The organism is Pseudomonas sp. SC11 (assembly GCF_047039205.1).
GTDB classification, from domain to species: domain Bacteria; phylum Pseudomonadota; class Gammaproteobacteria; order Pseudomonadales; family Pseudomonadaceae; genus Aquipseudomonas; species Aquipseudomonas boreofloridensis.
Map to the genome: position 1 here is coordinate 2482277 of NZ_CP178183.1, position 26075 is coordinate 2508351.

The following is a 26075-nucleotide window of genomic DNA, read 5'->3' on the forward strand; positions in this document are numbered from 1 at the left end:
GCAAGGACCTGCCCATGCACACCTCTGAGCGGCTCAAAGGCCTCGACGTGTTCGTCGCGGTGGCCGAGTGCGCCAGCTTCACTGCGGCGGCAGAGCGCCTGAATCTCACCGCCTCGGCGGTCAGCAAGAGCGTGGCGCGCTTGGAGGCACGGTTGGGCGTGCGGTTGTTCGAGCGGACCACCCGCACCCTGGCACTGACTGAGGCCGGGGTGACCTTCCAGCGCACCTGCACCCGCGTATTGGCCGAGCTGGAGGACGTGGAGTCGGCGTTGCTCAACGACAGCGAAACGCCGCAGGGCCGGGTACGCATCGACTTGCCGGCGTCTTTCGGACGCCTGCATGTGCTGCCGCTGATCCTGGATTTTCTGCACCTGTTTCCCAAGGTCGATCCGCATGTGTCCTTCACCGACCGTTTCGTCGATCCGGTGGCCGAAGGCATCGACATCGTGGTGCGTATCGGTGGTCCCGATGCCTGGCCAGCCAGCCTCGGGCACCAGTTCCTCGGTGCGCAGCGCCTGGTGTTCTGCGCCGCACCCCGGTATCTGCAACGCCATGGCGAGCCCCGCGACCAGGCCCAATTGCACGGCCATGCCTGCGTGGTCTATGGCCAGCGTGATGGCGGTGTCGGGCCCTGGTACCTCAAGGGCCGCGAGGCCGGGGACATAGAACGACGCAGCATGCCTTCGCGCATCGCCGTCGGCGATGGCGAAGGCGAGGTGGCGGCCGTGCTGGCGGGGCTCGGCATCGCCCAGTTGCCCACCTGGCTGACCCAACGGCACATGGAGCAAGGCAGCGTGGTGGAGGTGTTGCCTGAACTGTCCACCGATGGCTTGCCGATCAACCTGGTCTGGTTGAAAAGCCGGGAAAACCTGCCCAAGGTCCGCGCCCTGCTCGACTACCTGGCGCCGCGCCTGTGCGCCCACGGCAGACGGCCTGCGCCGCCTGACACGGCACAGTGAGCGCTGCCGGTCAGGGCGCGAGCCGCCGAACCACCGCCAACAGCACCAAGGCCAGCAGCGCGACGCAGGCGGCCACGTAGCCCAGGTAGTCGGTGCCCAGGTGCGTCAGGGTCAGCCCGCCGATGATTGCGCCCAGGCCGATGCCGGCATTGGCCGCCGACACGTTGCTGGTGCCCGCCAGGGCCTTGGCCTGCGACACGCAGGCCATCACCCGCACCTGACAGATGGGGTACAGCGCGGTGTTGGCGATGCCCCACAGCCCCAGCACGGCGCACAGCAGCACGGTGGAGTGGGCGACGGGAACCAACGCTGCCATGCCCAGCGCCAGCAGGATCAGGAACAGCCGTGTGGCATTGAGCGGCGAGCGATCGACGAGCTTGCCGCCGATCCAGTTGCCGATCAGGCCGACCGCACCGAAGCCCATCAACCACCAGCCGACCTGCGCGGGCGGCACGCCAGCCACGCGCTCCAGTAGGTCGGCCAGGTAGGTGTAGCCGATGAACATCGCCGTGAAGACCACTACCGACAGCAGCACATTGCCCACGAAATAGGCGTCCTTGAAGATCGTCGCCTGCTGGCGCAGGTCCAGTTTCGCCGTGCGGGCGACCTGGGGCATCAGCCACCACAGGGCCACGGCCATCAGCAACGACAACCCGGACAGCACCCAGAACGCCCCGCGCCAGCCGATCAGCGTCGATGCGACCGTGCCCAGCGGAATGCCCAGCAGCATGGCCGCCGAGATGCCCAGGTAGACCCTGGCAACCGCGCGCCCGGCGTGCTGTTTTCCGGCCAGATGCCCGGCGGTTTCGCTCGCCGTGCCCCAGAACACCGGCAGCGCCATGGCCGGTACGATGCGGGCGATGGCCAGCACGGTGAAGTTCTGCGCCACGGCGGCCAAGGCGTTGGTCGCCGCGAACAGGCACAGGATCGCGATGAACAGGCGCTTGCGGTCGAGGTGGGAGAGCGCGGCGGTCAGGGGCGGACCGAGCAGCATGACGGTGAAGGCGAACAGGGTGACCAGTTGCCCGGCGGCTGAAACCGACAGATCCAGATCGCGCGCGATCTGCGGCAGCAAGCCAACGATGAGGAATTCAGTGGTGACAATCAGAAAAGCCGAGAAGGCCAGGATCGCGATGCTGATCCCGGTCTTCTGCGTGGAAGGTGCTGCCAGAGGGGGCGTTTGGTAGACGGACATGATCGGGCTCGATGTAAAGGCCGATCAGTCTATTCGTTAATCCATTTCCCTTTTCTGGCATTAATTCCCGAAACTAATGAACTGAATTCAGTAATTCGTCCTCGTTACAGCGTCAGTGCCAGCAGTGCCGCCAGCAGTGCGGGCGGCATGACTACCATGCCCAGGCGCAGGAACTGCCAGGCGCCGACCTGTTCGCCTTCACGGCGAATGGCGACCAGCCACAGCAGGGTGGCCAGCGAGCCGGTGATCGACAGGTTCGGCCCCAGGTCCACGCCAATCAGCAGTGCAGCAGTGGTCTGCACCGGCAATTCGGCCAGGTGCCCCATGGAGCCGGCGATCAGCCCGGTGGGCAGGTTGTTCATCAGGTTGCTGGCGATTGCCACGCCAATGCCGGCGGCCCAGCTTGCCTGGGTCGGTGCGTCGTGGGCCAGCGCCGCCAAGGACTGGGCCAACTGACGGATCACGCCGGTCTGGGCCACGGCTTCGACCAGCACGAACAAGCCCGCCACTAGAGGCAGGACGCCCCAGGCCACCTGCCGCAGCACTGGCATCGGGCTGCGCCGCTGGCTCAGGTGGATCAGCGCGGTGGTCGCCACCCCGGCGCAGAACGTCGGCAGGCCCAGCGGTGTATCCAGAGCAGACGCCAACAACAGCAGCGCGCCCGTCAGCACGATGCCGAGCGCGCACAGGCGCGCGCCCCGCGACAGCGGTTGCGGGTCGATGCTCAGCGCCAGTGGCTGGCTGATCTGCTGGCGCTGGGTCAGGCGCAGGGCCAGGTAGGTCAGCACGATGGCCGCCAATGACGGCAGGCTGAACTGACGCAACCAGTCCAGCAGCGGCGGCATCTGGCTGCCGAACACCACCAGGTTGGCCGGATTGGAGATCGGCAGTACGAAACTGGCGGCGTTGGCGATGAACGCGCAGATGAACAGGTAGGGCAGGGGATTGGCTTTCGCTGCCTTGCACGCTGCATACACGGCAGGGGTGAGCACCACGGCGGTGGCGTCGTTGGACAGGAACACGGTGACCAGGGTGCCGACCAGGAACACCAGGTCGAACAGGCGCTGGCCCGAGCCGCGCGCGTGCACCACGGCATAGCGCGCCAACCAGTCGAACAGCCCTTCCTGGCGCGCCAGTTCGGCCAACACCATCATGCCGATGAGGAACAGATAGACGTCGCCACCTTCGGCTACGGCGTGCAGCGCGGCAGGTAGCGGAATCAGCCCCAGCACGGTCAGCAGCAGCGCACCGCCCAGTGCCCAGACGTATTCGGGGATGCGCCATGGGCGCAGGATGACGCCGACGGTGGCCAACGCGGCCACCGTCCAGATGATCAAGGTGCTCGTAGAAAAACTCATGGGTGGTTCAGTTTCCAGCGGGGGTCGGCATGACCGTCGGCGTATCGCTCGAACGGGGGTGGGTTTCCGGCAGGGCCACCAGCACCAGCACGAAGGCCACGGCGGCGATTCCGGCCAGGGTCAGAAAGGCCGCATCATAGCCTGAGGACTGCACCACCAGGCCAGCGATGCCGGGGCTCAACGCTGCGCCCAGGCCAAAGATCGCGGTCAAGGCGCCGAGGCTGACGTTGAAGCGGCCGGTGCCCTCGGTCAGGTCCTTGACGATGATCGGGAACAGCGCGCCGAAAATCCCGGCGCCAATGCCGTCGAGCAGTTGCACCCCAACCAGCCAGAACGGATTGTCCGAGACCACGTACAGCGCACCGCGCAGCGGCAGAATCAGGAAGCCCACTAGCAGAAACGGCTTGCGTCCCCAGTGCTCGGCCTTGGCGCCCACCAGCAGCGCCATCGGCACCATCACCAGTTGTGCGGCGACGATGCAGGCCGAGGTCAAGGGCGTGGCCAGGCGCAGGTCCACCTGCGACAGCTTCTGGCTCACCAGCGGCAGCATGGCTGCGTTGGCCAGGTGGAACAACGCGCAGCACACGGCGAACAGCAGCAGGGTACGGTTGTGCAAGAGCAGCTTGAAGCCGGCGGGCGCAGCGTCCCCGGCTGGCCCGTGACCCAGCCCCCGCGCCACCTGGTGATCGATCGCCGCTGCCGGAATGCGGCTCACGGCGATGATACTGGCCACCGTCATCACTGCCATCAGGTAGAACACCACCACCGGCCCGTACAGATAGGCCAGCCCCCCCGCCAGCAGCGCCGAGAAGGCGTTGCCGGCATGGTTGAACGATTCGTTGCGCCCCATGCGCCGGGTGAATGCCTTGGGCCCGGTGATGCCCAGAGAAATGGCGGCGATGGCCGGTGCGAACACCGAGCCGGCCAGGGCGCTGATGGTCTGGGTCAGGGCCACCAGGCTGAACGAGGCCATCAGCGGCAGCAGCAGGCAACTGCCGGTCACCAGCAGGGCCGCGATCACCACCACCGCCCGTTTGGCCGGGGTGCGGTCGATCAGCGCTCCGGCTGGGGTCTGCGCCACCAGCGCGGCGATCCCGGCCAGGCTCATCACCAGGCCGATGCTCGCCGGCTGCCATTGGTGCACGGCCAGCAGGTAAATCGCCAGGTAGGGGCCCAGGCCGTCACGGACATCGGCGAGGAAGAAGTTCAGCCAGTCCAGGCCGCGTTGGTGCGAAGCGAGAGGGGTGTGGTTGTCCAAGATGGCATCTCAATGAGGCCCAAGAGCAGGACACGGGTCGCGCGAGCGGCGGCGCCGTGAGTCGGTGCAAACGAAGTGAACCCAGGTGGTCGATGATTAGGGTGGCCGTCGGCTCCTGATCAGGCAGTCTCTGAGCACAATGACTGTGGCGTCAGGAGATAGGTTCCAGGCCCGCTCACCACTCGATCGGCTGCCCGTCCCAGGCCAGGAACGCACCGTTGTGCGCAGGGCCGTGACGGGCGACCAGGTCCAGCAGGCGCTCGGCCGTGAAGGCCGGTTCGAACAGTCGCTCTGCCGGCACATTGGCTTGGAAGGGCTGGGACAGGTCGGTGTCGGTGGTGCCGGGGTGCAGCATCAGCACCGTCGACAGCGGATTCAGTCGCCGCAACTCGATGCTTGCGGTGCGCAGCAGTTGATTCAGCGCCGCCTTGCTGGCCCGGTAGCTGTACCAACCGCCGAGGTGATTGTCGCCGATGGAGCCGACCCGCGCCGAGAGTGCGGCAAAGGTGGCCGGATGCTGGCGCAGTAGTGGCGCGAGGTGCTTGAGCAACAGGATCGGCGCGAAGCTGTTGCTGAGAAACGCCGCCTGCAGGCTGGCCAGGTCCAACTGCGCCAGTGACTTTTCGGGCCGGGCCGGCGCCTCATGCAGGACGCCCAGGGTGCACAGCACCAGGTGCAGATGGCTGCACTGCTGGCGCAGGGCGCTGGCCAGGTCGGCCAGTGCCGACTCGTCACGGGCATCGCAGTCCAGCAGCACCAGGTGTCCAGGGTGTTGTTGCGCCAGCGTCTGAAGCGCCTGGCTGGCGGTGGCTCGACGCGACACCGCGAATACCCGTTCGACATCGCTGCGTGCCAGCAGGCGTTGGCACAGCGCGAGACCGATGCCGCGACTGGCGCCGCAGACCAGCACCTGACCTGGACTTGGCAGCTCTGCAATCAATGCCATCTTCGACTCCTGTCGATCTCATGAGATTTTGGGAATTAATCGGGCTGAGCTTGTACAAATAATCAAGCGTGTACAAGTTTGCACGCTGATCATCCTAAACCGATAGGCGTGCGAGGTCCCATGAACATTCAGCAACTGAACGAGATGGCCGCGGCCGGCCGCATCAACGAACTGGAAGTGCTGTCCCTGGAAGGCGGCTTCTACGTGCTGCGTGCGTTCACCGGCGACGGCCCGCTGTCGCTGCACGACGAACACGGCGAGGTGATGCGCCTGCGCTCTACCACCGAAGTACGCCAGGTGCTGGCCGATACCCCGACGCTGCCGTGCTGGCTGGTGCAACACGTGGTTCACGACGAAATGTGCGGCTTGCGCGACGGCCCGCTGGCGCCGCTGCGGGTGCCGCTGTCGATGGATCGTCCGTGGTGATGGCAAATGGCTGACAGCTTGGCGGAACGATGTCGCACGTAAGCGGGTCCACTTTGGGTAACATTTTGTAACTCGACGCGCCAGGGCCTGTATCCCTGCCGCGCGTTATCCAACGCCTGCACGCTGCAATTCGTTTTCGTGCCCCTGCTTGGAGCAGGCCGGCACGGCGATGCTGAGTGCTTGGTCACAGGTGGAAACCGATGTTGTCAGCCAAACAATCTTCACGCCGCAAGTTCCTGCTGTCGTCCTTGATCGCCTTGCCGGCGCTAGGCGTCACCGTCAAGGGTCTGAGCGCGGCGCTGGCCGCCGAGATGATCGCGCCGAGCCTTGAGCGTTATTCTCCGACCTTTTTCAGCCGCAGTGAGTGGACCTTTCTGCTGGCCGCCTGCGACCGCCTGATCCCCGCCGACGGCCGTGGTCCCGGTGCATTGGAAACCAATGTACCGATCTTCATAGACCAGCAACTGGCAGCGGGCCTGGGCAGCGAGGTCTACCTGCAAGGCCCCTTCGAGCCCCAGGCGCCGGCGACGTTGGGCTATCAGTTGCCCTACACCCTGCAGGAGATTTTCCACAAAGGCATTTCTGCCGTGGAGCACGCTTCGCTGATGAACTATGGCCATCCCTTTGCGCTGTTGTCGCTGGGCGCGCAGGAGCAGACGTTGCATCGCCTGCAGGCGGGCGAGATCGACTTCGCCGAGCACGGCGAGCCGTTGATGAGCAGCACGTTGTTCTTCAACGAGCTGCTCAACCTGACCCGCCAGGGCTGGCTGGCCGACCCGATCTATGGCGGCAACAAGGGCATGAAGGCTTGGGTCACCATCGGTTTCCCAGGCGCGCGGGCCAGCTATCTGGAGTGGGTGGCGCAGCACGAAGTGGTCTACCCGCTCGGGCCGGTGAGCCTGACGGGAGAGCGGGCATGAGCCGGGTTTCCGACGTTTTCGCAAGCAAGGGGTGTGCATGGCAACGCTAACCAATGACGAAGTCGACGTGGCTGTGGTCGGCCTGGGCTGGACCGGCTCGCTGATGAGCATCGAACTGGCCCAGGCCGGCCTCAAGGTACGCGCCTTCGAGCGTGGCGAGGACCGCCGCAATGCCGATTTCAGCTATCCCAAGCCGGCCGATCAGTATGCCTATGGGGTACGCAACAAGATCATGCTCGCACCCAAGGATGGCGCGCTGACGGTGCGCCACAACCTGCAAGGCACCGCGTTGCCCACCCGCCAGTGGGGCGCTTTCGTGCCGGGTACCGGGGTCGGCGGCTCTGGTCTGCACTGGACTGGCGTGCTGATCCGACCCACGCCGACCGACCTCAAGCTCAAGACCTACGCCGATCAAGCCTACGCTCCAGGTGTGCTGCCCGCCGACATGCAGATCCAGGATTACCCCTTCACCTGGGAAGAGATCGAGCCGTTCCTCGACCGTTTCGACAAGATCTGTGGCCTGTCGGGCAACACCGGCAACCTCGGCGGGCAGATCATGGTCGGCGGCGACCCGTTCGAGGGACCGCGCTCCAGTCCTTTTCCACTGCCGGCGCTCGAGGACACGCTGAACAACACGATGTTCGCCCAAGCGGCGCGCACGTTGGGTTACCACCCATTTCCCAACCCGTCGGCCAATGTCTCGCGGGCCTGGAAGAACCCCTACGGCAATCAGATCGCGCCATGCAATTACTGCGGGTTCTGCAGCAAGTACCCGTGCCTGAACTACTCCAAGGCCTCGCCGCAGACCGCCGTGCTCGATGCACTCAAGCGCATGGACAATTTCGATTACCGGGTCAACGCCAATGTGCTGCGGGTCGAACTGCACCCTGATGGCAAGACGGCCCGTGGCATCACTTACATCGACGGCCAAGGCAATGAAGTATTCCAGCCTGCGCGGATCGTGGTGTTGGCCGCGTTCCAGTTTGTCAATGTGCGGCTGATGCTGCTGTCGGGTATCGGCAAGCCCTATGATCCGATCAGCGGCGAAGGCGTGATAGGTCGTAACTACGCGTACCTCAGCGTCGGCGACACCACCTTGTTCTTCAAAGGCCGGCGCTTCAACCCCTTCGCCACCGCCGGGGCCACCGGGCAGATGTTCAACGACATCTCTCCGGGCAACTTCGACGGGCCGGGCCTGGGCATCATCGGCGGCGCCAAGATCCACAGTTCCCAAGCCACCGGTGCGCCGATCGGCACCGCGCTGCCGGCCGGCACGCCGCAGTGGGGGCAGGCCTGGAAGGAAGGCATGCAGGACTGGTACGGGCACTCGATGAAGGTCAGCATTTCCACCGGCTGCATGTCCTACCGAGGCCACTACGTCGACCTCGACCCGACCTACAAAGACCCTTGGGGTCAGCCGCTGCTGCGTATCACCTTCGACTGGAAGCCCAACGAGCTGAAGTTGCAGCAGTACCTGCGCGGCATCGTGCGCGACATCACCCGCGAATTGGGACCGGACAGCTACAGCGAGAACTTCCTCGGCATGGATGACCACTGGGACATCACCAAGTACGTCTCCACCCACAACGTCGGCGGTGCGGTGATGGGCGACTCGCCACGCACCAGCGCGCTGAACCGCTATCTGCAGAGTTGGGACGTGCACAACGTGTTCGTGCCTGGCGGCAATGCCTTCCCGCAGAACTTCCAGGCCAATCCGACGGCGCTGATCGGGGCGTTGACGCTGTTTTCGGCTCAGGCCATCAAGGATCAGTACTTGAAGAACCCCGGCCCGTTGGTACAGGCATGAGGAGGGCAGCGATGAAACACCGCAAGCGCTCGTGGCTGCTCAAGTTGCTGGTGCTGGTCCTGGTGGCGGCATGCCTGGCCTGGCTGCTGGCCGTCTGGCTGAACCGTGTGGGCGATGCCCAGGCGCAGATGAACGTGGCCGTCACGCCTGAGCTGATCGAGCAGGGCGCCTACCTGGCCAGGGTCGGCGACTGCGTGGCCTGCCACACGGCCCGCGAGGGCGGCAAAGCCTTCGCTGGAGGGCTGGGTATCGCGTCGCCGATCGGTACGCTGTACTCGACCAACATCACGCCAGACAAGCGTACCGGGATTGGTGACTGGACCTACGGTGAGTTCGAGCGCGCGTTGCGTCGCGGTGTCGGTCACGACGGCAGTGCGTTGTACCCGGCCATGCCGTATCCGTCTTACGCCAGGATCACCGATGCCGACACCCAGGCGCTCTATGCCTACTTCATGCAAGGCGTGCCAGCGGTCGAGCAGGCCAACAAGGCCAACGCTGTGCCCTGGCCGCTGTCGATCCGTTGGCCTCTGGCCTATTGGCGTGCACTGTTCGCACCCGCGCCGACGCCTGAAACGCCCGCTAGCGAACCGCGCGACATCGCCCGCGGTGCTTACCTGGTGCAGGGACTGGGCCACTGTGGTTCCTGCCACACGCCGCGTGCGCTGACCCTTCAGGAAAAGGCCTTGGACGAACGCTCACCTGTGTACCTCTCCGGCACCCAGCTCAACGGCTGGAATGTGCCAGCGTTGCGCGGCCTGCCGCACTGGAGCACGCAGGAACTGGTCGACTACCTGGGCACCGGGCGCAATGCCAAGGCCGCGGTGGCCGGCGAAATGACCGACGTCATCCTGCACAGCACCTCGCACATGAGCGACACCGACCTGCAGGCCATGGCGGCGTACCTCAAGTCGCTGGCGCCGACTGACACCGCATCTGGGCAGGACAATGAGGCGCGCAGTGCACAGACGGCGGCCAGGCTCACGGCGGCCAAGGATCTGACCCTGGGCGAGCGCCTTTACCTGGACAACTGCAACGCCTGCCACTTCGTCTCCGGCCGAGGTGCCGAGCAGGTGTTCCCGCGTCTGGACGGCGCCACCGTGGTGAATGCCCAAAGCCCGCAGGCGCTGATCCAGGTCATTCTTCAAGGCGCCAGCACCCCTTCGACCGCCCGAGCGCCTTCGGTGCTGCCGATGCCAGGCTTCGCCGAGCGACTCGACGACCAGGAGGTGGCGGAGTTGGCGTCGTTCCTGCGTCAGGGCTGGTCCAACCAAGCGGCGGCGGTCAGCGCTGATGAGGTGCGTGAAATCCGCCAGGCCATCAGCGCGAAGCCATGATGCAGTAGGGATGGGCAGCCCCGGCGATCGTTGCCTGCGGGGCTGCCAGCGCGACTTCAGGCGTGGTGGCCGCTGCTGTTGACGATACGCAGGCACAAGGCTTCGAACGGATCGAGGTTGATCAGCAGCTTGCCGTCCTCATCCAGGTCGCCTTCGACGGTTTCGTTGATCATGTCCACTACCGGGCCGGGTTGGAAACCGGTCAGTTGCAAGGTTTCGCTGATGGGCTCGGCGCCGAAGTTCAACGCGCTGATCTGAGTGCCACGGCCCGCCGGCAACTCATGGACCATCACCAGCAAGCCGGGGCTGCTGACCTCGGGCACCAACACCTGGCGGCTGGCCGCGATGCCGTAGGCCTGACGCACGGCCAACAGCTTCTTGACCTGACTGGCGAACGAATCCGGGCGCTGCAACTGCTCATCCAGGCTGCCATACAGGCTGCGGGCGCGTGGCATGCCGCGCACTGAGGCCTGTGCGTCTGGATTCAGCCCCGCCAGGTCGTAGCCGCCCCGGTGAATCCAGCGCGTGTCGCCATCGCCCATGCGTTCGGCCACCGCTTCGGCGGGCAAGGGCAGGGCGCCGACCATGTCCCAGCCGGACACTGCCACCACCCCCGGCTGCATGGCGTTGTACATCACCAGCAACAGGTGCACCCGCTGGATCCGTTCGATATCGGCCGCGCCGATCTGCTCCAGGTCGCGAATCCCCAGTGCTGCGGTAATCAGGCTGACGGTGGTGCAGGAAATGCCGTTGGTGACGAAGCGCAGGTTGTAGGGCGCATGCTCGCCGGAGGCGCGTTCGTAGATCTCTTCGCGAATGTGCTCGCGCAACACGCTGCCAGGCAGAGTCTGGCCCTTGTACAGGTACATGTCATGGGCGTGCAGGGTCCAGAAATGCACCAGTTCGGCGGTCAGTTCGTCGTGGTTCTGCAAGGCGTGGATCAAGGAGGCCGGGTCGATGCCGAACGCGTGCATCTCCTTGAGCATCAGGCGCAGGAATTCGGTGTCGCCGGTGAGCAGCGCGTGCTGGTAGGCCGGGCGAGTGACGAAGTCATAAGACAAGTCGGCGCCGCCCTTGGACATCTGCGCGATGTCGTCCAGGGTCAGGTTCAGCTCCTGGAAGCTGAAGCCGCCGGCCTTGCGGATCATGCCGCCGATCAACTGGTTGCCGGTCAGCGACAGCGGATGGCTTTCGGACCAGGCAGTGCCTTCAGCGCGAATCTCCACGCCGAGGAAGCCATTGGCATCCAGGCGCAGGCCGCGTGCGCCGAGGCAATCAAGCGCGTGCAGGGCGTCACCGATGATCATCTGCTGGGCCGCGAAGGTGGGATCCAGCCAGTTCAACGACGGCTGGCCTTCCTTGAAGTAGTGCAGATAAACCCAGCGTCGGGTCTTGCCATCCACCCCGACGATCGGCGGGGTGGCGCTCCAGTCGGTCTCCTTGACACCGGGCTCGAAGAAGATCACCCGCTGCAACTGACCGACGATGTAATGGCGCTGCTTGAGTTCATCGCAAACGGCCGGCAGTAGGTTGACCGCGTCACGGCCCGGCGGCACGTCGGGCAGTAGCGGCCAGTCTTCTTCGCGAATCTCGACCATGTGGTAGAGACCGGGATAGCTGCCATGCCCCAGCTCGGCCAGGCGGAAGTCCGCGCCTTTGCCGGTGTGCGAGGGAATCAGGTCGTCGATGGTCACCGCATTGTGCGCGGCGGCCAGTCGGCTCATCTGCACCAGTTCCTGCTCAGTGCCGTACAACGGGTCGATATCGAAGCTTATGCGGTCGAAGTTGCCGTCGATGCTGGGGGTGGTCTGCCGACCGCTGATGCCGCCTGACTGCTTGATCGGGCCGGTATGAATGCCTTGGATGCCGATTTCGGACAGGCGCTTCCACAGGGCTTCGTGGCCCAGGGCGGACAGCACGCTGCTGCCCTCCGGGGCAATGATGGCGTCGGGGTAGACCGTTAGCCACACCGAAGCGATTTCGCTGGCGCGGCGCGGCTGGGCTTCGGCGTAGGGGTTCTGCCACAGCCGCGACTGGCCGGCATAGAGGCGGGCGCGCTGCTGGGAGGCTTGCAGCATCGAGCGCTCTTCCAGCCACTGGATGTAGGCATCATCGGGTCGGGTCATGCAAGGTTCCTCGGCAGCGTCCATGGGCAGTTTTTATGACGGCCCAGGACACCAATCGTTCGTTTCGACCGCGTGTGCCGATCCAGTCGGACGCTAGCCTTTGGGCTCGTGGATCGGGCAACCGTTGTGACGAGCGCGGAACGCCGACGACATTTCATAAGAGGGCTTGCGCACGCGCATCACGCCGCCCAGTGGGCGGTGCGCGGCCAAGCCGTGCCAGGGGCTGAACGCCATCCCGTCGTCGATCATCCTGACCTTGTCGTCGGACCAGGTGAACTGCGGTTTCACCTCGACGCGCGCGACCGTCACGTAGGGGCTGAGGTCTTCCGGCCACTCTACCGAGGCGTCTTCGATCGGCATCTTTTCCAGGTCGGTGGCCAATTGCACCCGCAGCTCCCACTCCCCGCCTTGTTGCTCGAAGTAGCGGGTCACCGCCGAGCGCAGACCGTTGGGATCACCGTCGAAGTCCAGGTGTTGGTCGGTCAGTGCCGTAAGCGCCGGGGAAACCGGCACCAGTGCCAGCTTGGCGTAGTGGTCGCCATACAGCAGCGGCGCCACGGTGGTGAAGGTTTCGCCAAGGATATGGGTCTGCGGATGGCCACCCAGGCTCTTGAGCGTGCCGCTCTCGCCGCCCAGCGCCTCGATCACCGCCTCGGTGCCGCGCAGCACGGCCGACATCACTTCTTTGGTGCGCGGCATCTTGTCGGTGGTCTTGGCCAGCAGTTTCAAGGTCTTGAGGAACTGCTTGGGCGTGGCGGCGGTGAAGGCCTTGGCGTTCTGCATGACGAAGTCCTGCGTGCTGTCGCCTTCGCTGCCCGGCAGGCGCGGGCCCTCCACGCCGACCAGCTTGATCGCCAAGCCGCGTGGGGTAGAGACCTTGTCGTCGAGAATGTCGCCCGGATTGGTGGACAGGCGCAGGTACACCGGCAGCGTGCCGGGCTTGGCGAAGGCGCCCTGGGCCAGGTGCGGCGGCAGGTTGTCGAGCACGGTCAGGGTGCCTTGCAGCAGGCCGTGGCCCTTGGCGTGGACGCTGCGGTCGGCGTGGCCGCGGTCCTCGAAGGTCTTCTGCATGATCGACCTCAGGGTGTCGGCCAGTTCCTGGCTGGTCTGTGCCTCGTCGTCGGGGATCTGCTCGAAGCCGGGCTCGAAGCGCAGCGGTGTAGAGGAGGCGGGGGCTTGGTTGGTCATCGAGATTCTCCAGGTCAGGACAGAGGGCATCACGGGCCCTTGGCGCTCTTTTTCGGTGCCTGAAGAGGGGACTGCGACGGGGTTGCACAGGTTCGCATTGCAGGCATTTCGCCACGACCAACGGCGATGACCAGCAACTCTGCCATTCAATAGTCACAAAGTTGTCACACAGCTGCTGCACAGTGTCCCGGCCATCACACGGAGCGCTTTTCCATGATACGCCTGATGAAATCTGCTGCACTCGCCGTTGCGGTCTCGCTCAGCGCCACTTCGACCTTCGCTGCAGAGAACGTCCGCCTGACAGGTTCCGGCGCCAGCTTCCCGGCCCCGATCTACCTGACCTGGTTCAAGGATTTCAGCAAGAAGACCGACGGCGTCACCGTCGACTACCAGTCAAAAGGTAGCGGTGCCGGTGTCCAGGACTTCCTGAACAAGACCGTCGATTTCGCCGCCAGCGACTCGGCCATGAAAGACGAAGAAATTGCCAAGGTGGCAGAAGGCGTGCAGTTGCTGCCGATGACCGCGGGTGAGATCGTCCTGGCCTACAACCTGCCGGGCAACCCCAAGGGCTTGAAGCTGCCGCGCGAGGTCTACTCGGACATCTTCCTGGGCAAGATCACCCAGTGGAACGATCCGAAGATCGCTGCCGCCAACCCTGAGCTGAAACTGCCGGCCACGCCGATCACCGTCGTCGTGCGCGCTGACTCCAGCGGTACCACCGCGGTGTTCACCAAGCACCTGTCGGCCATCAATCCAGACTTCAAGCAGACCCTGGGTGAGGGCAACACCGTCAACTGGCCGGCGACCGACAAGTTCATCAAGTCGCCGAAGAACGATGGCGTGACCGCCACCGTACGCCAGACACCAGGTGCCATCGGCTACATCGAATACGGCTTCGCCAAGCTGGCCAAGGTCGACTTCGCTGCCCTGCAGAACAAGGCTGGCCAGTACGTAGTGCCGAACGCCGAAAGCGGTGCCGAGGCGCTGGCGGCGGTGAACATGCCGGAGAACCTGGTGGCCTGGCTGCCGGATCCGGATGGCGCCAAGTCCTATCCGATCACGTCCTACACCTGGATGATCTTCCGCAAGGACAACGGCAACCCGGCCAAGGCCAAGGCCATGCGTGAAATGGTCGAGTACAGCTTGACCGAAGGCCAGAAGATCGCCGACTCGATGGGTTACATCCCGCTGCCAGCGTCGGTGGTCGAGAAGGTTCGCAAGGCCGCCGAGAACATCAAGTAAGACTCGTCAGGTTGCGCGCGGCGTAGCGTGAGGCGCTCGTCGCGCGCCTTCCCCCTGTCCCGGAAACCATTCATGAACACACCCTTTGCCATTCCGGATAACCCCGATTCCGCTTGCCAGCCGCCTTCAGCGAAGGATTTCCTGGTCGACCGCACCTTCCGTGCCCTGGCCCGCATCGGCGTGGTGCTGGTGCTGGCGCTGGTCTTCGCGCTGATCTACGAGGTCGGGCGCAAGGCCCTGCCAGGTATGGAGAAGCATGGCTTCGACGTTATCTTCGGCAGCGTCTGGGATGTTAACCAAGGCAAATACGGCATTCTGCCAGCGATCTGGGGCACGCTGTACAGCGCCTTGATCGCGTTGTTGATCGCCGGCTTCTTCGGCGTCAGCATGGCAATCTTCCTGACCCAGGACTTTCTTCCCCCGCGGCTGGCGGCGGTGTTTCGCACCATCGTCGAGCTGCTCGCGGCCATCCCCAGCGTGGTCTATGGGCTGTGGGGCATCTACGTGGTGATTCCGGCCATCCGGCCGCTGACCGCCTGGCTGAACAGCGAACTGGGCTGGATTCCATTCTTCGGCTCGTCGCTCAGTGGTCCCGGCCTGCTGCCAGCGGCGCTGGTGCTGGCGATCATGATTCTGCCCACCGTGGCCGCAGTGTCCCAGGATGCCCTGACCAGCGTGCCGATGAAGACCAAACAGGCCGCTTACGGCATGGGCACCACGCACTGGGAAGCCATTCTCAAGGTCATGGTGCCTTCGGCTGCCACCGGTATCTTCGGCTCGCTGGTGCTAGGCCTGGGCCGTGCCCTGGGCGAGACCATGGCGCTGGCCATGCTGGTGGGCAACGCCAACACCATCACCCTGTCGCTGTTCGCCCCGGCCAACACCCTGGCGGCGCTGCTGGCGCTGAACTTCCCGGAGGCCGGCCCGAACGAGGTGGAGGTGTTGATGTACGCCGCCCTGGTCCTGATGTTCATCACCTTGCTGGTGAACGTCGTCGGATCGCTGATCATGCTCTACGCCCAACGGGGACATAAATCATGACCAACCTCACCACCCCCGTGGCCGCAATGCCGAGCCTGCAGCGCCGTTTCGAAGGCCGCGCCCTGCGCAGCCTGAGCCTGACCACCCTGGTGTGGTGCGTGGCTTTGCTGGCCAGCGTGCCGCTGATTTCCGTGCTGTACATGCTGATCACCCGTGGCGGTGCGCGGCTGAGCCTGGAGGTGTTCACCGAGCTGCCGCCGACCGGCTTCGAGATGGGCGGCGGCTTCGGTAACGCCATGGCCGGTACTTTCGTCATGGTCGGTATCGCCGCGGCCATCGCCGTGCCGGTGGGTATCCTGGCGGCGATCTTCCTTGCCGAGCTTGGCCCGGACAGCAAGCTGGCCAACGCGTCGCGCTTCGCCGCGAAGATGCTCACCGGCCTGCCGTCGATCCTCGCCGGCGTGTTCGCCTACGCCTTGGTGGTGATGACCACTGGCACCTACTCGGCCCCGGCAGGCGGCATCGCCCTGGCCGTGCTGATGCTGCCAATCGTGGTGCTGACCGCCGAGGAAGCCATGAAAATGGTGCCCAAGATCATGAAAGACGCCGCCTACGGCATGGGCTGTACCCGCGCCCAGGTGATCTGGAAGATCGTCCTGCCCACCGGTATGCCGGCGATCTTGACCGGGGTCATGCTGGCTGTGGCACGCGCCGCCGGTGAAACCGCGCCGCTGCTGTTCACCGCCTTGTTCAGCAACTACTGGATCTACCACGACGGCAGCCTGGCGGTGATGAACCCCACCGCGTCGCTGGCGGTACTGATCTACAACTTCTCCGGCATGCCCTTCGACAACCAACTGGAGCTCGCTTGGGCGGCCTCGCTGGTGCTGGTGATGATCGTGCTGGTCGTGAATATTCTCAGCCGTATTTTCGGCAAGCCTAAGTATTGAGTACGGGAGCCTATAACTTGAACGTATCGACTGCGCAACGTGCCGCACCGTTGGTCGACCAGGCACCAGTGGTGATGGACTGCAAGCTGGACAAGATCTTCTACGGCAACTTCATGGCCGTGCGTGACAGCCATGTGCCGATCGAGAAGAACAAGATCACCGGCTTCATCGGTCCCTCCGGCTGCGGCAAGAGCACCGTGCTGCGAAGCCTGAACCGCATGAACGACCTGGTGAAGGGGTTTCGCTTCGAAGGCCATGTGCACTTTCTCGGTCAGGATGTCTACGGCAAGGGTGTCGATCCGGTGGTGGTGCGTCGCTACATCGGCATGGTGTTCCAGCAGCCGAACCCGTTTTCGATGAGCATCTTCGACAACGTCGCTTTCGGCCTGCGCCTGAACCGCTACAAGGGCGATATCGGCGACCGCGTCAAGCACGCCCTGCAGGGCGCCGCGCTGTGGGACGAGGTCAAGGACAAGCTCAAGGTCAGTGGCCTGTCGTTGTCCGGTGGCCAGCAGCAGCGTCTGTGCATCGCCCGCGCCATTGCCACCGAGCCGGAAGTGCTGCTGCTCGACGAGCCGTGCTCGGCACTGGACCCGATCGCCACCCGGCGGGTCGAGGAACTGATGGTCGAGCTGAAGAAGGACTACACCATCGCCCTGGTCACCCACAACATGCAGCAGGCCATCCGTGTCGCTGACACCACGGCCTTCTTCTCGGTGGATATTTCCCAGGGCACGCGCACCGGCTATCTGGTGGAGATGGGACCGACCACCGAGATCTTCCAGAACCCGCGCGAGCAACTGACCAGTGACTACATCAGCGGCAAGTTCAGCTGACGGTCACTGGCCCGAGGCGGTCGAGGGGCGCAGGCCAGGGATGGCCTCTGCGTCCCTCGACCGCATTTCCATTTTGTGTAACCAGAGATTGAATATGCCTGCGACACGTCGTCTAGACCTGTCAGCCGTGGAACGCGCCCTGCGGGAGGTGCAGGGCCGTTTTGCCGAGCTGAGCCGCCACTTCACCGAGCCGCGTGATCCGTTCACCGATGAGGTGCTGAACAATGTGCTTGAAGGCTACGCGCTGATTGACGATTATGTCGCCCGGGGCGTCGACCTGTTCGATTTGCAGCAGGTGAACCTGATGCTGGAGATCAACGCTACCGTGCTCTGTGGCACCGATCCGGCCGATCGCCGCGAGTTCGCCCAGCATCTGGCCGCCACCGAAGCGCATTTCTTCAACAATGTCGAAGGTGGCATCAAGGACTTGTACAACTGGTATTGCTCCTACCGCAGCGACTCGGTGTGGAAGCGGGCAGCAGGTGTCTACGTGCGTATCCTGAGCAAGCCGCAATTGTTCATCGAAGGCAACAACCGCACCGGGTCGCTGATCGTCAGCTACCTGTTGATGCGGGCCGGGTTGCCGCCGTTCGTGCTCACGCTGGACAACGCCGAGGGCTATTTCAACCCGTCCTCGGTCATCCGCAACTCTGCCAAGCATGGTGTGAAAGCCTTGTACGAATTGCCCAAGATCAAGAAGAAGTACGCGGCCTTCCTCGAGGCGCAGGCCCCCGACGCCGATGTCTTCTTCGTGCACGGCGCCTCGTCGCGACTGTCCGGGGAGGGGCGCTGATGGCCCGTCATTGCAGGTTCGATCAATGGCGCAGCGGCAGCCGCAAGGCGTGCCAGGGCGTGGCCCGGCTATTCAGACGCCCGCGCGTGCGCATCTCGTTCGATATCGACGACACGCTCGCCTGCCTGCCCGAGCACAGCCCGACCGAACACAGCAAGCTGCCCGACTGCGTGCACCGCTGGCTCGGCGAGCCGTTGCGACGCGGCACCCGTGAGCTGATGCGCGATCTGCGCCGCCAGGGCTACAGCATCTGGATCTACACCTCGTCCGGGCGCAGCCCGGCCTATATCCGCCGCTGGCTGCTGCTGTACGGCATCCGTGTCGATGGCGTGGTCAACAGTGACCGGCACCAGCAGGTGTTGGCTGCCAAGGGCGTGGAAAAAGGCCCCTCGAAGCTGCCCTCGGCGTTCGACATCGACCTGCATGTGGATGATTCCGAAGGCGTTGGCATCGAAGGCGACGACCATGGCTTCCGCGTCGTGGTGGTCTGTCCCAAGGACGGCGACTGGACCCACAAGGTCATGGCGGCTGCAGCTGCCGTTCAGGCCCAGTTGGCCTGGCAGCAGCCGCTCAGGCACCGCGTGCCCGCGCAGGCGCTGCTGTCCTGACCCATCATTGATCGCTGCCGCGCGGTCAGCCTCTGGCTGATCGGGCGCAGTTGAGCGCGGCCAAGGCGATCGCCAGCGCCGCAGCCCCATACGCCCAGATCGCAGGCACCTGCGGAAGCAGCAGACCGGCAAGCATCGGCCCCAGGCCAGCACCGATATCGCGCCACACCGCATTGCCCGCCAGGGCCTGGATGCGCTCATGGGGGTTGCGCAAGGCTACCAAGGTCATCACCAGCGGTAGCTGCAGGGCGCGCAGCAGCAGTACGAAAAACGCACCGATGAACAGCCATTGGCTGGCGAACACCAGCAGCGCCAGCGCCGTGGCCAGTGACAGCAGCACCAGCATGCGCAGCGGCCCGAATCGATCGGCCAGGCGCCCGCCCAGCGGGCTGAACAGCATCTCGCTCAGATACCGCACCGCCATCAGCACGCCAGCCACCAGCACGCCGGACTCGCCGACGTGCACCTGCGCATAGAGCGACAGGCCGAAGATGAATAGGCCGTCCAGCGCCACCCCCTCGATGAATGACCAGGTCGCGATGCTGTCCGGCAGGCGCAGCCGTCGACCGCTGCGCGCTGGAATCGAGTGCCCTTCGCCAGGCAGTGCCCGCGCGCGCCACAGGCCGAGGAGGGCGCTGATGCAGAGCACGAAGAACACGCTGCGCGGCCCCCAGGCCTGGGCCATGACCGCGCCCAGGGGCAGGGCCAGCATCGGCCCGATGGACAGCGTGGCCCTGGAGCGCCCGGCGCGGCGGGCTGCACCCTGCGCCTGGGCAGTGGCCAAGGTCTGGGTGCTGAGGTTGAAGGTGGCGAAGCACAAGCCCCAAACCAACCGCAGTACCAACAGTGCGGCGAACCCCGACAGCGTGGCGTTGCCCAGCGCGCAAGCGGCTGCGGCCCCTGCGGCCAGGCTGCACGCCGCGCGATCCCCGTGGCGGGCATAGAAGCGCACTACCCAGCCGTAGCCGACGATACGCACCAGGCGATTGGCGGCCAGCAGCACACCGGCCTGGGCCAGGGTGACGCCGAAATCCTCGGCGTACATCGGCAACAGCAGGTACAGCAGTACGTCACTGGGCAGGCACAGCCCCAGCACCTGGGCAGCGTTGCGCGAATCCCGGTCGGCGCGCAGGGTGGACGGCGGGGCGGCGGCGGACATGACAGGCTCGTGACAGGGAGAAGACCAGCAGAATAACGTCATCACCTGCGCAACGACACCGCGTTACTCAGATGACGATGTAATCGCTGCGTTGCACGACACCCCGGTGCAGGCCCTCGACCAAGTGAAGATAGCGGCCGCCAACTTGGTCGATCGGCAGGCAGTCATCCACTTCCAACACCGCATCCGTGTGCGGCTTTGCCCAGCCGCTGTCCATGCGCTGCTTGCCGATGGCCTTGGCTTGAGCCTTGTCCGGGGCCGCCACCAGTAGATACCGGTGGGCTTCGCCGAATACCCCCCGTTCGTAGCCGCCCAGGTTGATGAAGAACAGCCGCATGGCGTCGGCAGCGGGCGCGGCATGACTCAGCTCGATGCGATAGTCATCGACACCGTCAACTTCCAGCCAAGAGTCGATATGCAGGCCCTTGGCACTCCCAAACCAGGCCTCGCGTAGCTGCGGGTAGGCGTCGGTGAGGGACGGCGCATGGGCGAAGACCACATCGTGGACTTCGATACGGGCACGGGGATGACGCCCACCGAGCATCACGACATAGAGCATGAGTCGTCCTTTTGAGGCGTGCCGTTTGGCTGATCCAACAGTCTCCCGACGCTTGCCTGCAACTGATGGACGGTGAAGGGCTTGGCCAGACGCAGCACCTGGCCTTGGCGGTATTCGATCTCTGTGGTGGCGTCGATGAAGCCGGAAATGAACAGCACTCGGGCCTGCGGGTGTATGGCCTGGGCACGGTCGGCCACTGCATCGCCCTTGATACCACCGGGCAAGATCAGGTCGGTGACGATCAGTTCCAGCGCCGTCAGTTCGTCGATGCAGGCCAGCGCCTGCTCGGCTGTGGCCGCCTCGGTGACCTGCAAGCCCATGTCCCGCAGCACTTCGCCGACCAGTTCGCGAATCGCGGCTTCATCGTCCAGGACCAAGGCCATGCCCCGTGACCGATGTTCCGGGTGTATCACTTGAGGTGAGTCCTCAGCAATGTCCGTGGCCGTTGCGCCTTGGTACACCGGCAGGAACAGGCTGACCACCGTACCTTGGCCCAGCGCCGATTCGATCCTCGCAGCACCGCCGGCCTGGCGCACGAAATCCCTGACCAGCGACAAGCCCAGGCCGGTGCCCGAACCCAGGGGCTTGGTGGTGAAGAACGGTTCGAACGCCCGTTCGGCCACGCTGGGGGGCATGCCGCTGCCGCTGTCGCTGACGCGGATGAGCACGTACTCACCGGCGCGCAACTCGGCATCGGCCTGTTCGCTGTTCACTGTGCTCACGCCCACCTCGACCTGCAGGCGGCCGCCCTGGGGCATGGCGTCGCGTGCGTTCAGGCACAGGTTCATGACCGCGCTTTCCAACTGATGGACATCGCAATAGCAAAGGACGGTCGCGCAGGCGGCCAGCACTTGGAAGTCGATCTGTGGCGTCAGGGTTCTGCTGATCAGGTCTTTCATGTCGTCGATCAGCAGCGCTGGATCGACCGCTTCGCTGGCTGGCGGCTGGCGTCTGGCATACGCCAGCAGGCGCTGGGTGAGCGAGCTGGCGCGCCGTGTGGCGGTCCTGGACAGGGTGACGTAACGCGGCAGCTCAGCGTGGCGACCCTGGGCCAGACGCTTTTCGATCATGTCCTGGGTGCTGGTGATGACCGTGAGCAAGTTGTTGAAATCGTGGGCCAGGCCGCCGGTGAGCTGGCCCAGCGCCTGCATCTTCTGGCTCTGCTGCAACTGCGAGCTGACCTGCTCGAACGCCTGCTGACGCTCACGGTATTGGGTGACGTCTCGGGCAATGGCGAAGTAGCGGCCAGCGCGTCCGGTAATACGCCAGTTCAGCAGCAGCGGCTGGCCATCGCTGCGCACGCTCTGGGTGTCCAGTTCGACGATGCTGCGTTCGCTCAAGCTGCGCAGGGCATCGGCGATCTGCGAGGGCGCGATCAGGCTGTAGAACGCGCCGTCGCGCAGTTGCTGGTCGGACCAGCCGGTGTGGACCTCCCAGGCAGGATTCATCGCCAGCACCGCGCCGTTCTCGGACAAGGTGCAGATCAGGTCGGGCGACACATTCCAGACACCATCGCGCTCGTCCTTGCGTCGCTGAGCTTCGGCCGCCAGCCGGTGGTTGGCCTGACCCAGTGCCCTCAGGTTGCGACGAAACAGCGCACACACCACCGCCATGGCGAAGGTGACCAGGCCGAAACTGGCGCTGTTGGCCCACGAGCCCCAGTCTGCCTCGAAGCCGATCGGGCCGATGAAGAAGTATTGCGCCGCCAACACCGCCAGTGTGCAGCCGAGCGCCGATGGCCCGATGCCGAGCCAGAAGCCGATCAGCATCAGGCCAGGGATGAAGAACAGGTAGGGCAGCGCCGTCGCCGGCATCTGCGAGCGCGCGAAGCTGCACAGGGCCACGACGGCCAGTGCGCCCAGATAACGCATCAGAACACTGAGCTGTGCGCCGTTCCAGCGCTTAATGACACGGGCGGTCCATCCGATGAATCGGGTCAAATAACACTCCGGCTTACAGATGTTCAATCAATCGGCCCGGCGGCCGACAACCTCGGTATAGGGCGAAAATAGCTTGGCCCGGCGGACAAATAGGCTATTCGTGGCCCTTCGTCCAATAGTTTTTTTCACTGTGACTGCGTATGAACTCCGTTATGTTGCACCGCTGTTGTTTGTCTAAGCTGGCTATATGCCGCTATGCAACACCGTTTCTTGTTTACCCTGATATCTGGAGGTCCCATGGGAATTTCGGCAATTGCACAGGATGAACGCCTGCGGTTGGTCGAAGTGGACCGCCTGACGTCATCCATTCCAAACGGCTCGGACCCTGTGCTCAATAGCGTGGTGTCCATGCTCTGCAGCTACTTTGGTGTGCCCACCGCACTGGTCAGCATCATCGACCGCGACTACCAGGTGTTCAAAGCCCGCATGGGCATGGATGCCGAGCGTACACCACGGGAGTTGTCGTTCTGCGCCCATGGGCTGCTGCTCGACGCGGTGCTGGAGGTCTGCGACACCACTCAGGACGATCGCTTCGCCGATAACGCGCTGGTGACCGGCGATCCTCACATCCGTTACTACGCTGGCGCGTCCCTGGTGGTGAGCCCAGGGCTCAGCCTTGGCCGCCTGTGCATCATCGACCAGCAGGCGCGACCGACGTTGAGTGCGCGTGATCGCGCATTGCTGGTCAATGCCGCTGACATCGTGGTCGCTCGCCTGAAGTCCATCCACAAACAGCATTTCTTCGATCCGATGACCGGCTTGCCCAACCGCAAGCGTTTCGAAGCCGACTTGAACGAGGTGCACGCCTTCAAGAGCCAGACGGCCGTGTTCATCGAGCCGATTTCCGCCTCGGCGATGGACGGCTTGGTCAAGGCGCTGGGCGTGGAATTCTTCGTGCAGTTCATGCTGGCGGTCAAAGAGGCCCTGTTCGAAGCGCTGCCGAGCGGCGCGCGCCTGTATCGGACCGGCACCTTGAGTTTTCTCACCGTATTGGAACGCTCCGATCCCGCGAGCCTGCAAGGGCAGCTCGACAGCATCGTCGCCGCGCTGGCCCGCCCACTGCATTGTGGCAGGGTGCCGGTCTTCGCCGACGTCGGGATCAGTTTCCTGCAGTTGGGCATCGAAACCGACGCCTCCATCGACAACCTTCGGCTGCTGGCCAGCATGACCGACACGGCGCGCCGCAGTGAGCGACGCTGGCTAGGCTACGACCCACTGATCGATGCCAGCTTGCGCCGCAGCACGGTGTTGCTCAATGCCTTGGAGGGTGCGCTGATCGCACCGGATCAACTGCACTTGGTCTATCAACCGCGCATCGACCTGTCGGTCAATCGCTGCGTGGCTGTCGAAGCCCTGCTGCGCTGGACCCATCCGGCGCTCGGCTCGATCAGCCCTGCGGAGTTCATCCCCCTGGCGGAAACCACCGCGTCGATCCGCGGAATCACCCGCTGGGTGGTTCGCCATGCGTGCGAACAGCTCGCTGCTTGGCGCGCCGACGGTCTGGACATGGTGGTCTCGCTGAACATTTCCGCGCTCGATCTGGCCGACGGCCACCTGTTCGACGACCTCACCCGAGCCCTGCGCGAGTATGACGTCGACCCTCGGCACCTGGAGCTGGAATTCACCGAGAGTGCGCTGGTCACCGACTTCGACATGGTCCAGGAACAATTGCAGCGTTTCCGCACGCTGGGCGTGGCCATCGGCATCGACGACTTCGGCAGTGGCTACAGCAACTGGGTGTACCTGCGGAAGATTCCGGCCACCAGCGTCAAGCTCGACCGTTCGCTGCTGGCCAACCTGCAGCCGGGCAGTAACGAATGGCACATCATCCGCAACCTCGTCAGCCTGCTGCGCGACTTGCGCCTGACGGTGGTGGCCGAAGGCATCGAAACCGATCTGCATCACCATCTGCTGCGCGGATGGGGTTGCGATCAGGGGCAGGGCTATTACTACGCCAAACCGATGTCGCCGGCGGACCTTGCAGGTTGGCTGCAAAAAGGCGGCGTGTTTCCGGCCACCTTGAACTAGCGTGTTGTGTACACCCCATGACTTCCAGCGCTGAGGGTTGACGATCCTTGGCCCTACACAGACCCCTGCCAACTCAAGGGAAGTGACATGTTCAACGCCAACCTCAAGAAAGAGATCGACCGACTCCAACGGGAAGTGGAGCAACTGCGCAGCGCTGAACGCAGCCGAAGCGATCAGATGCTGGAAATCACCGTGGATCGCGACATGCAGATCACGGCGGTCAATGACAATTTCGCGCGGTTGGTTGGGGTGGAGACGTCGCGGCTGGTCGGCAAGTCCCTCGGCACCCTTGCACCCAGCTATGTGAAAGAGCTGCAGTGCTACAAGAACTTTATGTTGGCGGTGCGCAACGGTCGTGGGGTCAGCGATGATTACCGCTACATCGCGGCTGACGGCAAGATGGTGTGGATGCGCGCGGCCTGGTGTCCGACCAAAGCGGCAGATGGCACCGTGACCCACATGTCGGCCTACGGTATCGATGTCACCTCGGCGATCAACAAAGCACGCGAGGACAATGAGTTCATCAGCGCGCTGTCGCGCTCTACTGCGGTGATCGAGTTCGATCTGGATGGCACCATCCTCAACGCTAACCAGAATTTTCTCGACACCGTCAGATACCCGTTGGCCGAAATCGTCGGCAAGCACCATCGCATCTTCTGCGACGCAGCCTATGCCAACTCGCAGGAGTACCAGCAGCTGTGGCGCCAGCTTAACGAAGGCCACTTCGTCGCGGACCGCTTCAGGCGTCTGGACAAGTCCGGTCGCGAGCTGTGGCTGGAAGCCTCCTACAATCCTGTTCGCGACACGCGTGGCCAGTTGTACAAGATCGTCAAGTTTGCCACCGATATCACCGAGCAGGTTCATCGCGAAACGGAGGTCAGTTCGGCGGCCGGAGTGGCTTACGAAGTGTCCCGCAAAACGGATGAATCGGCGCGGCGCGGCGCCGAGGCGGTGACCGACACGGTGCAGACCATGAACCGGATCGTTACCCAGGTCAGCAGCGCTTCGGCCGGTGTCGAAGCCCTGGGCCATCAGTCGCAGTTGATCACCTCCATCGTCTCGACCATCGGTGGAATCGCCCAACAGACCAACTTGCTGGCGCTCAATGCGGCCATCGAGGCTGCGCGGGCTGGCGATCAGGGGCGCGGCTTCGCCGTGGTGGCCGATGAGGTGAGAAAGCTGGCAGGACGCACCAGTGTCGCCACCGAGGAAATCGTCGAGGTGGTGCAGAAGAACAATGCCTTGGTGGAAGAAGCGGTGTTGAGCATGGGCGAGAGCAGGAAGCAGGCCGAGATCGGCTTGTCCTTGGCCAGCCAGGCGGGCAAGGTGATTTCCGAGATCCAGGACGGTGCGCAGGAGGTGGTCACGGCAGTCGGGCGCTTCGCCACGCATATGGCCGCGGAGACTGACGTCAGGCAATAATGGGCGCTTGTCTCGACTTCAGGAAAAGGAAATCGCCCCG

21 protein-coding genes and 2 pseudogenes are annotated in these 26075 nt (G+C 64.3%); 14 read left to right on the forward strand and 9 right to left on the reverse strand.

The window, feature by feature from the left end; all coding sequences use genetic code 11:
• Positions 1 to 14: 14 nt before the first annotated feature.
• On the forward strand, positions 15 to 959 hold the full coding sequence (locus ACK2SD_RS11155; RefSeq protein WP_295481799.1) for a LysR family transcriptional regulator: 945 nt from the start codon (positions 15 to 17) through the stop codon (positions 957 to 959).
• A gap of 10 nt (positions 960 to 969) precedes the next feature.
• Here the strand turns inward: ACK2SD_RS11155 and ACK2SD_RS11160 are convergent, their stop codons facing one another.
• The 4 genes from ACK2SD_RS11160 to ACK2SD_RS11175 all read right to left on the reverse strand — a co-directional run bounded on the left by ACK2SD_RS11160 (position 970) and on the right by ACK2SD_RS11175 (position 5716).
• Positions 970 to 2154: an MFS transporter gene (locus ACK2SD_RS11160; protein ID WP_295481801.1), complete on the reverse strand. Its 1185-nt coding sequence runs from the start codon at positions 2152 to 2154 to the stop codon at positions 970 to 972.
• A gap of 104 nt (positions 2155 to 2258) precedes the next feature.
• Positions 2259 to 3512 carry an arsenic transporter gene (locus ACK2SD_RS11165; RefSeq protein WP_412462140.1) on the reverse strand — a complete coding sequence of 418 codons (1254 nt, stop codon included), beginning with the start codon at positions 3510 to 3512 and terminating at the stop codon, positions 2259 to 2261.
• A 7-nt stretch (positions 3513 to 3519) separates the two neighbouring features.
• Entirely contained in the window at positions 3520 to 4770 is a 1251-nt protein-coding gene (locus ACK2SD_RS11170; RefSeq protein ID WP_205419283.1) for an MFS transporter, read from the reverse strand.
• A gap of 175 nt (positions 4771 to 4945) precedes the next feature.
• Positions 4946 to 5716 (reverse strand): SDR family NAD(P)-dependent oxidoreductase, encoded by a 771-nt coding sequence (locus ACK2SD_RS11175; protein WP_412462141.1) that lies wholly within the window; start codon positions 5714 to 5716, stop codon positions 4946 to 4948.
• Between the two features lie 120 nt (positions 5717 to 5836).
• Between ACK2SD_RS11175 and ACK2SD_RS11180 the strand changes: the two genes are divergently transcribed.
• From ACK2SD_RS11180 to ACK2SD_RS11195, 4 genes are all read left to right on the forward strand, one after another.
• Positions 5837 to 6142, forward strand: a complete 306-nt coding sequence (locus tag ACK2SD_RS11180; protein WP_029613572.1) for a DUF6482 family protein — start codon at positions 5837 to 5839, stop codon at positions 6140 to 6142.
• Between the two features lie 200 nt (positions 6143 to 6342).
• Positions 6343 to 7062: a gluconate 2-dehydrogenase subunit 3 family protein gene (locus ACK2SD_RS11185; protein ID WP_412462142.1), complete on the forward strand. Its 720-nt coding sequence runs from the start codon at positions 6343 to 6345 to the stop codon at positions 7060 to 7062.
• Positions 7063 to 7099: 37 nt separating this feature from the next.
• Positions 7100 to 8869, forward strand: a complete 1770-nt coding sequence (locus ACK2SD_RS11190; protein WP_295481810.1) for a GMC family oxidoreductase — start codon at positions 7100 to 7102, stop codon at positions 8867 to 8869.
• An 11-nt stretch (positions 8870 to 8880) separates the two neighbouring features.
• Positions 8881 to 10203: a c-type cytochrome gene (locus ACK2SD_RS11195; protein WP_412462143.1), complete on the forward strand. Its 1323-nt coding sequence runs from the start codon at positions 8881 to 8883 to the stop codon at positions 10201 to 10203.
• A 56-nt stretch (positions 10204 to 10259) separates the two neighbouring features.
• On the opposite strand, the gene treS is transcribed toward ACK2SD_RS11195, so the two are convergent.
• Together treS and ACK2SD_RS11205 are read right to left on the reverse strand one after the other, a co-directional pair.
• A complete protein-coding gene (gene treS, locus ACK2SD_RS11200) occupies positions 10260 to 12329 on the reverse strand; it encodes a maltose alpha-D-glucosyltransferase (protein ID WP_304484088.1) in 2070 nt (689 codons plus the stop codon).
• Positions 12330 to 12422: 93 nt separating this feature from the next.
• Entirely contained in the window at positions 12423 to 13517 is a 1095-nt protein-coding gene (locus ACK2SD_RS11205) for a catalase family protein (RefSeq protein ID WP_412462144.1), read from the reverse strand.
• A gap of 213 nt (positions 13518 to 13730) precedes the next feature.
• On the opposite strand from ACK2SD_RS11205, the gene pstS reads away from it, so the two are divergent.
• The 6 genes from pstS to ACK2SD_RS11235 all read left to right on the forward strand — a co-directional run bounded on the left by pstS (position 13731) and on the right by ACK2SD_RS11235 (position 18927).
• Positions 13731 to 14759 (forward strand): phosphate ABC transporter substrate-binding protein PstS, encoded by a 1029-nt coding sequence (gene pstS / locus ACK2SD_RS11210; RefSeq protein WP_039578172.1) that lies wholly within the window; start codon positions 13731 to 13733, stop codon positions 14757 to 14759.
• Between the two features lie 72 nt (positions 14760 to 14831).
• Positions 14832 to 15800 carry a phosphate ABC transporter permease subunit PstC gene (pstC, locus tag ACK2SD_RS11215; RefSeq protein WP_039578169.1) on the forward strand — a complete coding sequence of 323 codons (969 nt, stop codon included), beginning with the start codon at positions 14832 to 14834 and terminating at the stop codon, positions 15798 to 15800.
• Positions 15797 to 16690 (forward strand): phosphate ABC transporter permease PstA, encoded by an 894-nt coding sequence (gene pstA, locus ACK2SD_RS11220; RefSeq protein ID WP_039578166.1) that lies wholly within the window; start codon positions 15797 to 15799, stop codon positions 16688 to 16690. Before pstC ends, pstA begins: the two co-directional genes overlap by 4 nt.
• Positions 16691 to 16764: 74 nt before the next feature.
• Positions 16765 to 17526 carry a phosphate ABC transporter ATP-binding protein PstB gene (gene pstB / locus ACK2SD_RS11225; RefSeq protein ID WP_233630991.1) on the forward strand — a complete coding sequence of 254 codons (762 nt, stop codon included), beginning with the start codon at positions 16765 to 16767 and terminating at the stop codon, positions 17524 to 17526.
• 94 nt (positions 17527 to 17620) lie between these two features.
• Positions 17621 to 18319: a hypothetical protein gene (locus tag ACK2SD_RS11230; RefSeq protein WP_304484089.1), complete on the forward strand. Its 699-nt coding sequence runs from the start codon at positions 17621 to 17623 to the stop codon at positions 18317 to 18319.
• Positions 18319 to 18927 (forward strand): hypothetical protein, encoded by a 609-nt coding sequence (locus tag ACK2SD_RS11235; RefSeq protein WP_295481821.1) that lies wholly within the window; start codon positions 18319 to 18321, stop codon positions 18925 to 18927. Before ACK2SD_RS11230 ends, ACK2SD_RS11235 begins: the two co-directional genes overlap by 1 nt.
• Positions 18928 to 18952: 25 nt before the next feature.
• Here the strand turns inward: ACK2SD_RS11235 and ACK2SD_RS11240 are convergent, their stop codons facing one another.
• The 3 genes from ACK2SD_RS11240 to ACK2SD_RS11250 form a co-directional block, all read right to left on the reverse strand.
• The gene (locus ACK2SD_RS11240) at positions 18953 to 20086 is read right to left on the reverse strand and encodes an MFS transporter (RefSeq protein ID WP_116888414.1); all 1134 of its coding nucleotides are present in this window, start codon (positions 20084 to 20086) and stop codon (positions 18953 to 18955) included.
• Positions 20087 to 20153: 67 nt separating this feature from the next.
• Complete coding sequence (locus tag ACK2SD_RS11245) at positions 20154 to 20645, reverse strand: DUF1543 domain-containing protein (RefSeq protein ID WP_412462145.1); 492 nt, start codon at positions 20643 to 20645, stop codon at positions 20154 to 20156.
• Positions 20630 to 22585 (reverse strand): ATP-binding protein, encoded by a 1956-nt coding sequence (locus ACK2SD_RS11250; RefSeq protein ID WP_412462146.1) that lies wholly within the window; start codon positions 22583 to 22585, stop codon positions 20630 to 20632. Before ACK2SD_RS11250 ends, ACK2SD_RS11245 begins: the two co-directional genes overlap by 16 nt.
• A 237-nt stretch (positions 22586 to 22822) precedes the next feature.
• Here ACK2SD_RS11250 and ACK2SD_RS11255 point away from each other — a divergent pair, with 237 nt between their 5' ends.
• The 3 genes and pseudogenes from ACK2SD_RS11255 to ACK2SD_RS11265 form a co-directional block, all read left to right on the forward strand.
• Positions 22823 to 24613, forward strand: a complete 1791-nt coding sequence (locus ACK2SD_RS11255) for a putative bifunctional diguanylate cyclase/phosphodiesterase (protein ID WP_412462147.1) — start codon at positions 22823 to 22825, stop codon at positions 24611 to 24613.
• Between the two features lie 204 nt (positions 24614 to 24817).
• Positions 24818 to 25426: pseudogene (locus ACK2SD_RS11260) on the forward strand (PAS domain-containing protein); the annotation flags it as partial.
• A 150-nt stretch (positions 25427 to 25576) separates the two neighbouring features.
• Positions 25577 to 26035 (forward strand): annotated as a pseudogene (locus ACK2SD_RS11265) (methyl-accepting chemotaxis protein); the annotation flags it as partial.
• Between the last annotated feature and the right edge of the window lie 40 nt (positions 26036 to 26075).

Bases quoted from the DNA above. Each gene is read 5' to 3' on its own strand.
- ACK2SD_RS11155 (WP_295481799.1), top strand. From the start codon at position 15: ATGCACACCTCTGAGCGGCTCAAAGGCCTCGACGTGTTCGTCGCGGTG.
- ACK2SD_RS11160 (WP_295481801.1), bottom strand. From the start codon at position 2,154: ATGTCCGTCTACCAAACGCCCCCTCTGGCAGCACCTTCCACGCAGAAG.
- ACK2SD_RS11165 (WP_412462140.1), bottom strand. From the start codon at position 3,512: ATGAGTTTTTCTACGAGCACCTTGATCATCTGGACGGTGGCCGCGTTG.
- ACK2SD_RS11175 (WP_412462141.1), bottom strand. From the start codon at position 5,716: ATGGCATTGATTGCAGAGCTGCCAAGTCCAGGTCAGGTGCTGGTCTGC.
- ACK2SD_RS11180 (WP_029613572.1), top strand. From the start codon at position 5,837: ATGAACATTCAGCAACTGAACGAGATGGCCGCGGCCGGCCGCATCAAC.
- ACK2SD_RS11185 (WP_412462142.1), top strand. From the start codon at position 6,343: ATGTTGTCAGCCAAACAATCTTCACGCCGCAAGTTCCTGCTGTCGTCC.
- ACK2SD_RS11190 (WP_295481810.1), top strand. From the start codon at position 7,100: ATGGCAACGCTAACCAATGACGAAGTCGACGTGGCTGTGGTCGGCCTG.
- ACK2SD_RS11195 (WP_412462143.1), top strand. From the start codon at position 8,881: ATGAAACACCGCAAGCGCTCGTGGCTGCTCAAGTTGCTGGTGCTGGTC.
- treS (WP_304484088.1), bottom strand. From the start codon at position 12,329: ATGACCCGACCCGATGATGCCTACATCCAGTGGCTGGAAGAGCGCTCG.
- ACK2SD_RS11205 (WP_412462144.1), bottom strand. From the start codon at position 13,517: ATGACCAACCAAGCCCCCGCCTCCTCTACACCGCTGCGCTTCGAGCCC.
- pstS (WP_039578172.1), top strand. From the start codon at position 13,731: ATGATACGCCTGATGAAATCTGCTGCACTCGCCGTTGCGGTCTCGCTC.
- pstC (WP_039578169.1), top strand. From the start codon at position 14,832: ATGAACACACCCTTTGCCATTCCGGATAACCCCGATTCCGCTTGCCAG.
- pstA (WP_039578166.1), top strand. From the start codon at position 15,797: ATGACCAACCTCACCACCCCCGTGGCCGCAATGCCGAGCCTGCAGCGC.
- pstB (WP_233630991.1), top strand. From the start codon at position 16,765: ATGGACTGCAAGCTGGACAAGATCTTCTACGGCAACTTCATGGCCGTG.
- ACK2SD_RS11230 (WP_304484089.1), top strand. From the start codon at position 17,621: ATGCCTGCGACACGTCGTCTAGACCTGTCAGCCGTGGAACGCGCCCTG.
- ACK2SD_RS11235 (WP_295481821.1), top strand. From the start codon at position 18,319: ATGGCCCGTCATTGCAGGTTCGATCAATGGCGCAGCGGCAGCCGCAAG.
- ACK2SD_RS11240 (WP_116888414.1), bottom strand. From the start codon at position 20,086: ATGTCCGCCGCCGCCCCGCCGTCCACCCTGCGCGCCGACCGGGATTCG.
- ACK2SD_RS11245 (WP_412462145.1), bottom strand. From the start codon at position 20,645: ATGCTCTATGTCGTGATGCTCGGTGGGCGTCATCCCCGTGCCCGTATC.
- ACK2SD_RS11255 (WP_412462147.1), top strand. From the start codon at position 22,823: ATGGGAATTTCGGCAATTGCACAGGATGAACGCCTGCGGTTGGTCGAA.